Genomic DNA, 8592 nt, shown 5'->3' with positions numbered 1-8592 from the left:
CTGCGGCCCGCCGCCCCCGGCCCCCCCCCCCCCCCCCCCCCCCCCCCCCCCCCCCCCCCCCCCCCCCCCCCCCCCCCCCCCCCCCCCCCGGGTCTCACCGAGACCAACGGCCGCAGTCACTTCCCCACCCCAACCCCTCCCCTAAAGGGGAGGGGCTTTTAGCGCCCAATTAGCCTTCGGCGGTATCCGCGCCGTCGGCCGGCCGCTCGAACCATGCCTCGACCTCGCCCGACAGCTTGAGCGTCAGCGGCTGGCCGTGGCGGTCGACCTTCTTGCCGAGCGCGACGCGGATCCAGCCTTCGGAACGGCTATATTCCTCGACGTCGTGGCGCTGCTGGCCCTTGAAGCGGATGCCGATCCCGCGTGCGAGCGCGGCCTCGTCATAATGCGGGCTGCGCGGGTTGGAGGACAGGCGGTCTGGGGTCTGATCTGTATCGGTCATGGCCCGGGCTCATGACGGAAAAATCGCCCCCACGCCAGACACGAAAACGGCGCGGAACCGAAGTCCCGCGCCGCATCGCCTCGCGAAGTCGCCAGTTTAGCGGCAGACGCGAACGTTGACCGGACGATCGTAATAGCCGTCCCAGCGACGCTCGATGAAGCAGCGCTGCTCATAGACCGGCTCGGCATAATAGCCGCTGTAATACCCGCGATCGCGGTAATAGCCGTCATTGTAATAGCCACCGCGATAGTACCCGCGGTCGCGGTAATAGCCACGGTTGGAGTTCGACGCGAGCGCTGCGCCGACGGCGAGGCCGGCAATCCCGGCGACGATCGCGGTCCCGCCACCGCCGCCGCCACGATAATAGCCGCCATGGCCACGATAGCCGCCCCAGCGCTGCGCTTCGGCGGGGGCTGCTGCGGTCAATGCGGTCGCGCCAAGGGCAAGGCCGAGACCGATCTTCTTCATCAGGTGGTTCATCTCGTATCTCCTCATTCCAAGCATTCCCCGTGCATCGCCAAATAACGCATCAGCGGGCTAGCTTGTTGCAAGCTGTAGGCGAGTCGGCCTGAACGGGTCTGGAATGCGCCATTTATGGGGCGTTCACCAAGCGCCGGGCACCATGCAGCCTGCGACGGTTGCGCACGTCGCAGCGCGCTGTATCGCCAGGGTTTCGGCGCGCGCCGCGCAGGCGAGCGACAACAAGGTTGGATGCGATGCGGTTTCGAACGAGTTTTTTGGCGCTGGCGATGGCAGGTACGGGGATCGCTGCGGGTACCTCCCCCGCAGCCGCGCCGCGCGAGCCAGCGGTGGTCCGCGTGCGCTTCGTCACCGCGGCCGGGCCGATCGTCGTCGCGCTCGATGCGCGGCACGCACCGGGGACGGTCGCCAATTTCCTCGCCTATGTCGATGACGGCCGCTTCGAGGGCACCAGCTTCTACCGTGCGACGCGGCGCAAGACCGCGCCCAATACCGGCTTCGTCCAGGGCGGGATCGGCACCGATTCGCACCGCATGCTCGGCGTCGTCCCGCTCGAGCCGACCAACAAGACCGGGATCAAGCATCTCGACGGCACGCTCTCGATGGCGCGCTACGAGCGCAGCGATTCGGGGTCGGGCAATTTCTCGATCATGGTGGGCGCCAATCCCTCGCTCGACGCACGGCCGGGGTTCATCGGCTATGCCGCGTTCGGGCGCGTGATCGTCGGGATGGATGTGGTCAGGCGGATGCTCGCGCGGCCGACGCTGCCCGGCGGCGACGGTGCGTTCAAGGGGCAGATGATGGCCAAGCCCGTCACGATCGTCCGCGCCGAGCGCCTCGACGGCGTCGCCAAGCCGACCGGCGGGATGAAGGTGTGGCAGATGCTGCGCGGCGTGAAACGCTGAGCGGCACGCGCCGTCAGCCGCGCCAGCCGACACCCGCCAGGACCGCACCATCGCCGACCGCGCGGCGCACGCTGCCGCGGCTCCACGCGACGAACGCCGATTCCTCCATCGGCGCCGCGATCGCATAGCCCTGCATCACGTCGCAGCCGATGATGCGCAGGATATCGACTTGCGCTTGCGTCTCGACCCCTTCGGCAACCGCCTCGCAGCCGAGCGCGTGGATCACGCCGACCACCGCCTGCGCGATCATCCGCGCCGCGGCATCGTCGGCGACGGGCGCGACCAGACTGCGGTCGAGCTTGATCCGGTCGATCGGCAGCGCGCGCAGCCGCGAGAGGTTCGAATAGCCCGTACCGAAATCGTCGATCGCGATCGTCGCGCCGGCGGCGCGGAGCTGCACGATCGCATCGAGGACGTCGTCGCTGCACTGCATCGCCAGCGTCTCGCTGATCTCGAGCTCGAGCAGATGCGCGGGGGCGCGGGCGCGGTGGAGCGCGGCGCGCAGTCCGTGGAAGAAGCGCGCATGATCGATCTGGCGCGGCGAAACGTTGACCGAAAGCCGCTGCTCGATCCCGATCCGCCCCCAACGCGCGATCGTCGCGGCGACCGAATCGACCACCCAGTCGCCGATATCGACGATCATCCCGGTCTCCTCGGCGCAATCGAGGAAGGTCAGCGGCAAGCGCATCCCCTCGCGCGGGTGGCGCCAGCGGAGCAGCGCTTCGGCCCCGACGATCCGGCCGTGATCGACGCTGATCTGCGGCTGGAAGACGAGCGCGAATTCGTCGCGGTCGATCGCTTCGCGCAGATCGCCCTCGAGCGTTGCGCGCGCGGCGATGCGCGCGGCGAGCTCGACGCTGAATGGTTCGGCGCGCCCGCGTCCGCTGCCCTTGGCATGGTACATCGCGGCATCGGCGGCACGCATCAGCTCGGTTAGCGTCACGCCGTGTTCGGGGCACAGCGCCATGCCGATCGACGCGCCGATCGAGACGTTGGCGCCGCCCAGGTCGAACGGGTCGGCGAGCGCGCGCAGGATGTCGCAGCCGATCTTCGCGGCATCGCCGGCCGCGCCGATCGCGGGGAAGAACATCGTGAATTCGTCGCCGGCAAGCCGGCCGATCAGCGGCGGCACGCCGTCGGGCTCGCGAGCGATGCTGTCGGCAACGGCGCGCAGACGGTTGGCCACCATGCCGAGCAATGCGTCGCCACAGGCATGCCCCATCGTATCGTTGACCACCTTGAAGCGATCGAGATCGATGAAGAACAGGCCGCCGCGCGTGTCCCGCGCGGTCGCGGGCGGCGTCGCGAGCATTCGCTCGCACGTCGCGCGGAAGTTGCTGCGGTTGGCGAGGCCCGTCACCGGATCGAATATCGCCAGGCGCTGGACGCCGTCGAGATGCGCGGTCATCTGCGTGAACAGGCTTTCCATCGCACGCGCGAGTTGCGGAACGTTCTCGCCGATCTCGGGCGGGATCGCGCTGGCGAGGTCGCCCTCGGCGGCGTGCGCCAGCCGTTCGATCGCGGCGTCGATCGCGCCGGCGGTGCCGGCGATGCTGCGCTCGGCCGAGGCCCAGCACATCGCCGCGCAGACCACCGCCGGGATCAACGCCCGCGTCAGATTATCGAGCTGGACGCCCCCCGCCGACGTCGCAAGCACCGCGAGGAAGAAGGCGACAGCCCCGGCGCAAATCGCAAAAACGACCGCGCGACTCTTGAGCGTGACCTCGTCCATTGTAGCAGTGCGCGACTCCTGACCCGATCGTTTGCGCGGGCTTGGCAGGACCTTCGCAGCAAAAGGTTAAGAGTTTTGTGATGCCCGCAAACGCTTGAGGACAATATACAAAGCCCCCGCCCCGCCATGCCGCGGATGCGCCCCGCGCACCGCCGCGATCGCTGCGGAGTGGCGCGATCCGGCGAGCCAGTCGCCCGTCGCCGCGCGGATCGCACCGCGCGCATGCGGGCGTTCGCTCGCCGGACGCGGCGGCTTGCCGGTGACGAGCAGGATCACACGGTCGCCGGCGCGGATCGCGGCATCGAGCGCGGCGTCGAGCAGGTCATAGGCCGAGTGCAGCGTATGGCCGTGGAGGTCGATCGTGCGGTCGGGCGAGACGAGCCCGCGCGACAGCTGGCGATCCCAGCTACCATCGAGCGTGTTGCCGGGCGGCTTGGGGGGCGCGGTGATCGAAATGCCCTTGCGGCCAAGCGGCGGGACCGAGCCGACCGTCCCCTTGCCGAGCAACGCGCCGAACGATGGGAGAGGCTTTTCGGGGAGGCGCATCGCGGGAACGGGGCGACGTTCGACCGGCGCGACCGGGACCGCCTTGGCGGCGGGCGCGACCGCGCGCAGCGGGCGGACCCCCGCCATCACGCGCGCCCACAGCGCGGCTTCCTCGGGACGGAGCGGGCGCGATCCCACCCCTGTCAGCCCGCCGTCGCGGCACCCAGGCGCTGCAGCGTGCCGACCGGCAGCAGCAGGAACGCGGTGCCGCGCGCCGCCATTCCGCCCGCCGTCGCCGCCGCATCGGCGCCTGCGCCCCAGAAAGTATCGATCCGGTTGGCGCCCTTGATCGCGCCGCCGGTATCCTGCGCGATCCACAAGCGGCTCGCATCGGCGCGGTCCATCGACAGCAAAACCGGCGCGCCGAGCGGCACGAAATGCGGATCGGCCGCAGCACTCACCCCGCCCGTTACCGCAATGCCGAGCGCGCCGAGCGCCGGGCCGGTCTGTTCGCGGAAGAACACATAGCTCTTATTCTCGCGCATGATCGCGCGGCCCTCTTCGGGGTGATCGTGCAGCCAGCCGACGATGCCCTGCATCGAGCTCTGCCCGGGCGCGAGCAGCCCGCGCTGCTTCATCAGCGCGCCGACGCCGGTGTAATCGCGGCCGTTCTGGCTCTCATAGCCGATCCGCATCACCGATCCGTCGGGCAGCCGCAGCCGGCCTGAACCCTGGACCTGGAGGAAGAACAGTTCGATCGGATCGGCGGCCCAGGCGATGATCGGCGCACGGCCGTCGAGCGAGCCCTGCTCGATCGCGGTGCGATCGTCATAGGGGACGAAGCTCTTCCCCGCGACACGACCGCGGATCTTCTTGCCCTTGAGCGTATCGCTGAACAGCCCGAGATCGACATCGACGAGGTCGGACGGACGTGCGTAGATCGGCACCTCGTAGCCACGCCGCCGATCGCGCGAGCCGCGGATCTCGGGCTCGTAATAGCCCGTCGCGAACGCCTTGCCGTCGCCGACTTGGACCGCCTCGAAATATTGCGCGAAGAACGCACGCGCCCCGCCCGAACGGACGCTTGGCGCGGCGGCGCACGCTGGCTGCCAGTCGGCGCCCTGCGTCAGGCCCGTGGCATCGGTGCGGCGTTGCAGCGAGGGGCAGGTCGCGCGGAAGGCGACGAGCGCGCGCTCGGCCTGCGCATCGTCGATCGGCAAGCTGTAGAGCGGCGGCCCGGCGATGACGCCTGCACTTCGCGCGCTCGGCCCGGGCGCGGTGACGGCCTGGGTCGGGGCGATCGGCGTTGCCGGTACGGGGCGCCGGACGGGAGTCTGCCCGTTGCCGATAGCGCGGGGGCGTTCGATCTGCCCACCGCCGCATGCCGCGAGGAAAAGCGCCAACGCGGTTACGCCAACGGACTTTCCGTACCGAAGGCCGGAAAGCGAAACCCGAACGTCCCCCCGCACCGCGATCACGCCTCGTCGGTGTCGGCGAGCTTCCAGTTCGGATCGCTGCTCTTGAGCGTCCGCGCGAAGGTCCAGGCATCGTGCGTCTCGACCGCGTCGCTCATCGATCCGGCGATGACGGTATTCTCGGCATCGCGCGTGACCGCGGCGATATCGGCGTCGAAGCGCACCGTGATGCGCGCAACCTTGCCCTCGAGCGTCGCGTCGGAGATCACCGCGCGTTCGATCGAGACCAGACGATTTTCGAGGACGTGGCCCGCGGTGTTGCGCGCTTCGATCGCAGCGACGAACGCCTCGCGCACATCGTCCTCGGCGAGCCAAGCGAGTTCTTCCTCGTCGCCCTTCCAGAACGCCTCGAGGATCATGCGATACGCCGCCTTCGATCCATCGAGGAAGCGCGCCACGTCGAACGACGAGTCGCCCGCGATGATCGCGCGGATGCCGGCCTCGGCCTTGGGCTCGACCAACCGGCTGACCGGCTCGCGGCTTTCGCCGACGATTTCGGTTGGGCGTTGCACCAGCGTCAGCGGCGCGCGGTTCTCGGCGGGTTTGGGCAAGGGCTGCTCATGCCCGGTGCGCTTGCCGAGCACCATGTACAGACGCAGCGCCAGAAAACCGGCGACCATCGCGAGGATAACAATCAGGAACACGCGGCCTCCAGGGCTTTCACTAGACACGCTACATAGGCATAAACCGCCGCTGTTTCAAACGACGTGATTGTACGCGGTGCCTGTCAAAGCCGTGGGGCCTCGGTTGAACTCGGTCCCACCCCCTGCTAGGCGCGCGCCTTCCATGCCACAACGCTGTGGCGACTATACGGCCAAAGCAAGGACGAGTTCCATGAGCGAGCAGGATGACGGCTTCATCACCACCACGGTCGACGGCGCGCCGTTGGCAAATGGGGCCGATACGACCCCGGCGGCGGGTCTGATCTCGCAATATGTCAAGGACTTCTCGTTCGAGAACCCCAACGCCCCGGCGATCTTCCAGAACCCGACGCCGCCGGCGATCGACGTCCAGTTCAACATCGCCTCGGCGCAGGTCGGCGAGGACGTCTATGAGATCGTCCTGCGGATCGAAGTGAAGGCCGAGGCCGAGGGCACCGTCGCGTTCCTCGTCGACCTTTCCTATGCCGGGCTGTTCGGGCTGCGCAATTTCCCGCTCGAGCATCTCCAGCCGTTCCTGCTGGCGGAAGCGCCGCGGCTGATCTTCCCGTTCGCGCGCCGCGTGCTCGCCGATGCTGTCCGCGACGGCGGCTTCCCGCCGCTGCTGCTCGAGCCGATCGATTTCGGCGCGGTGTTCCTGCAGCAGCAGGAAGCCGGCGAAGCCTCGGGCGCGTTCGGCACGGCATAATCTTGCCGCGTCACCCCGGGCTTGTCCCGGGGTCCACCGCGCCGCACACTCTCCGCCGATCGGCGCGCGGCCCGGTGGACCCCGGAACAAGTCCGGGGTGACGAAAAGGGTTGTCGGGCTAATGACGCAATGAACCTCGTCAAATCCCTTGGCTCGGTCGGCGGGCTGACGCTCGTCAGCCGGGTGCTCGCCTTGTTGCGCGATTCGCTCGCCGCACGCTATGTCGGCGCGGGGTTCGCATCGGATGCCTTCAACGGCGTCGCCTTCCGCTTGCCCAACATGTTCCGCGCGCTCTTCGCGGAGGGCGCCTTCTCGGCCGCCTTCATTCCGCTGTTCAACAAGAAGGCCGCGGGTCCCGAGGGCCTCCCCGCCGGCTATGCCTTTGCCGAGCGCGCGCTGGCGGTGCTGCTGCCAGTGCTGATCGTCTTCACGGTGGCGATGCTGCTCGCCGCCTGGCCGATCACCTATCTGCTGTCGGGCGGGTTCGCGCGCCAGCATCCGAGCCACGCGCAATTCGCCTTCGCGGTCATGCTCTCGCGGATCACCCTGCCCTATCTCGCTTTGATCTCGCTCGCCTCGCTGCTCGGCGGGATCCTCAACTCGCTCGACAAATTCTGGGTCAATGCCGCCGCGCCGATCCTGCTCAACCTCGCGATGATCGGCGGGCTGTGGTTCTTTCACGGTGCCGACGAATATGAGACCGCACGCGTCCAGGCGATCTCGGTCACGATCGGGGGGGTGCTGCAACTCGCCTGGCTGATCCTCGCGTGCCACCGCGCCGGGGTCGACATGCGACTGCGGATGCCGCGGCTCGACACGGATGTGCGCGAGATGCTGCGCCTCATCGTCCCGGCCGCCGCGGGTGCGGGCGCGTCGCAGATCAATCTGCTGATCTCGACCTCGCTTGCGGGCAGCCTGCTGGCGTCGGGCTCGATCACGTACATCTATTATGCCGACCGGCTCAACCAGCTCCCGCTCGGGCTGATCGGGATCGGGCTCGGCACGATCCTGCTGCCGACGATCTCGCGGCTGCTGTCCTCGGGCCAAGACGCGGCAGCGATGGAGACGCAGAATCGCGGGATCGAGCTTGCGCTGTTCCTCACGCTCCCCGCGACGATCGCCTTCCTCGTCGCCGCCGAGCCGATCGTCCGCGGGCTGTTCGAATATGGCAAGTTCGGCGCGATGGACGCCAAGCGCTGCGGCTGGGCGCTGAGCGCCTTCTCGATCGGGCTGCCGTCGTACGTGCTCGTCAAGGTGCTGACGCCGGGCTATTACGCGCGCGGCGATACGCGGACGCCGGTGCGCTATGCGATGATCTCGATTGCGGTCAATATCGTCGGCAACCTCGTGCTGATCCCGCTGATCGGCCATGTCGGCCCGCCGCTGGCGACCGCGCTCGCCTCCACCGTCAACGTGGCGATGCTCTACCGCACGCTCGCCGTGCGCGGGCATTTCGTCGCCGATGCGGGGCTGCGTCGCAAGGTGCCGCGGCTGCTGCTCGCCGCCCTGCTGATGGGCGCGACGATCTATGCGTTCGAGCAATGGCTCGATCCGTATCTCGGCGGGCCGCTGATCGTGCGCTACGGCGCACTCGGCGTGCTGGTCGGCGCGGGCGGTGCGGTCTATGGCGTGGCGTGCTTCGTCACCGGCGCGTATCGCATCGCCGACATCAAGGCGCTGCTGCGCAAGCGCGGCGCGACCTCAAAACCCGTTCAGGAATAACCC

General features: G+C 68.7%; 9 protein-coding genes. 3 read left to right on the top strand and 6 right to left on the bottom strand.

Features of this window, described 5'->3' with window-relative positions; all coding sequences use genetic code 11:
• Positions 1-169: 169 nt before the first annotated feature.
• Entirely contained in the window at positions 170-442 is a 273-nt protein-coding gene (locus ACP7C5_RS16395; protein ID WP_189675969.1) for a DUF3297 family protein, read from the bottom strand.
• A gap of 96 nt (positions 443-538) precedes the next feature.
• Positions 539-922, bottom strand: coding sequence for a hypothetical protein (locus ACP7C5_RS16390; RefSeq protein ID WP_189675970.1), 384 nt, complete (start codon positions 920-922; stop codon positions 539-541).
• Positions 923-1158: 236 nt separating this feature from the next.
• Here ACP7C5_RS16390 and ACP7C5_RS16385 point away from each other — a divergent pair, with 236 nt between their 5' ends.
• Positions 1159-1827, top strand: a complete 669-nt coding sequence (locus ACP7C5_RS16385; RefSeq protein ID WP_426265042.1) for a peptidylprolyl isomerase — start codon at positions 1159-1161, stop codon at positions 1825-1827.
• A gap of 13 nt (positions 1828-1840) precedes the next feature.
• Here the strand turns inward: ACP7C5_RS16385 and ACP7C5_RS16380 are convergent, their stop codons facing one another.
• The 4 genes from ACP7C5_RS16380 to ACP7C5_RS16365 form a co-directional block, all read right to left on the bottom strand.
• On the bottom strand, positions 1841-3559 hold the full coding sequence (locus ACP7C5_RS16380) for a putative bifunctional diguanylate cyclase/phosphodiesterase (RefSeq protein ID WP_426265041.1): 1719 nt from the start codon (positions 3557-3559) through the stop codon (positions 1841-1843).
• Between the two features lie 66 nt (positions 3560-3625).
• Positions 3626-4192, bottom strand: a complete 567-nt coding sequence (locus ACP7C5_RS16375) for a Smr/MutS family protein (RefSeq protein ID WP_426265051.1) — start codon at positions 4190-4192, stop codon at positions 3626-3628.
• A 56-nt stretch (positions 4193-4248) separates the two neighbouring features.
• Entirely contained in the window at positions 4249-5448 is a 1200-nt protein-coding gene (gene mltA, locus ACP7C5_RS16370; RefSeq protein WP_426265040.1) for a murein transglycosylase A, read from the bottom strand.
• Between the two features lie 71 nt (positions 5449-5519).
• A complete protein-coding gene (locus ACP7C5_RS16365) occupies positions 5520-6164 on the bottom strand; it encodes a Tim44/TimA family putative adaptor protein (protein ID WP_426265039.1) in 645 nt (214 codons plus the stop codon).
• Positions 6165-6354: 190 nt separating this feature from the next.
• Between ACP7C5_RS16365 and secB the strand changes: the two genes are divergently transcribed.
• Complete coding sequence (gene secB / locus ACP7C5_RS16360; RefSeq protein ID WP_133186078.1) at positions 6355-6867, top strand: protein-export chaperone SecB; 513 nt, start codon at positions 6355-6357, stop codon at positions 6865-6867.
• A gap of 129 nt (positions 6868-6996) precedes the next feature.
• On the top strand, positions 6997-8589 hold the full coding sequence (murJ, locus tag ACP7C5_RS16355; protein ID WP_426265038.1) for a murein biosynthesis integral membrane protein MurJ: 1593 nt from the start codon (positions 6997-6999) through the stop codon (positions 8587-8589).
• Positions 8590-8592: the final 3 nt, after the last annotated feature.

Origin of the sequence: Sphingomonas sp. PWP1-2, assembly GCF_049898305.1 — a bacterium.
Classification (GTDB): domain Bacteria; phylum Pseudomonadota; class Alphaproteobacteria; order Sphingomonadales; family Sphingomonadaceae; genus Sphingomonas; species Sphingomonas glacialis.
The sequence above is the reverse complement of the archived record's forward strand: the minus strand, read 5'-3'. Positions and strand labels throughout refer to the sequence as shown.

Bases quoted from the DNA above. Each gene is read 5' to 3' on its own strand.
- ACP7C5_RS16395 (WP_189675969.1), bottom strand. From the start codon at position 442: ATGACCGATACAGATCAGACCCCAGACCGCCTGTCCTCCAACCCGCGC.
- ACP7C5_RS16390 (WP_189675970.1), bottom strand. From the start codon at position 922: ATGAACCACCTGATGAAGAAGATCGGTCTCGGCCTTGCCCTTGGCGCG.
- ACP7C5_RS16385 (WP_426265042.1), top strand. From the start codon at position 1,159: ATGCGGTTTCGAACGAGTTTTTTGGCGCTGGCGATGGCAGGTACGGGG.
- ACP7C5_RS16380 (WP_426265041.1), bottom strand. From the start codon at position 3,559: ATGGACGAGGTCACGCTCAAGAGTCGCGCGGTCGTTTTTGCGATTTGC.
- ACP7C5_RS16375 (WP_426265051.1), bottom strand. From the start codon at position 4,192: ATGGCGGGGGTCCGCCCGCTGCGCGCGGTCGCGCCCGCCGCCAAGGCG.
- secB (WP_133186078.1), top strand. From the start codon at position 6,355: ATGAGCGAGCAGGATGACGGCTTCATCACCACCACGGTCGACGGCGCG.
- murJ (WP_426265038.1), top strand. From the start codon at position 6,997: ATGAACCTCGTCAAATCCCTTGGCTCGGTCGGCGGGCTGACGCTCGTC.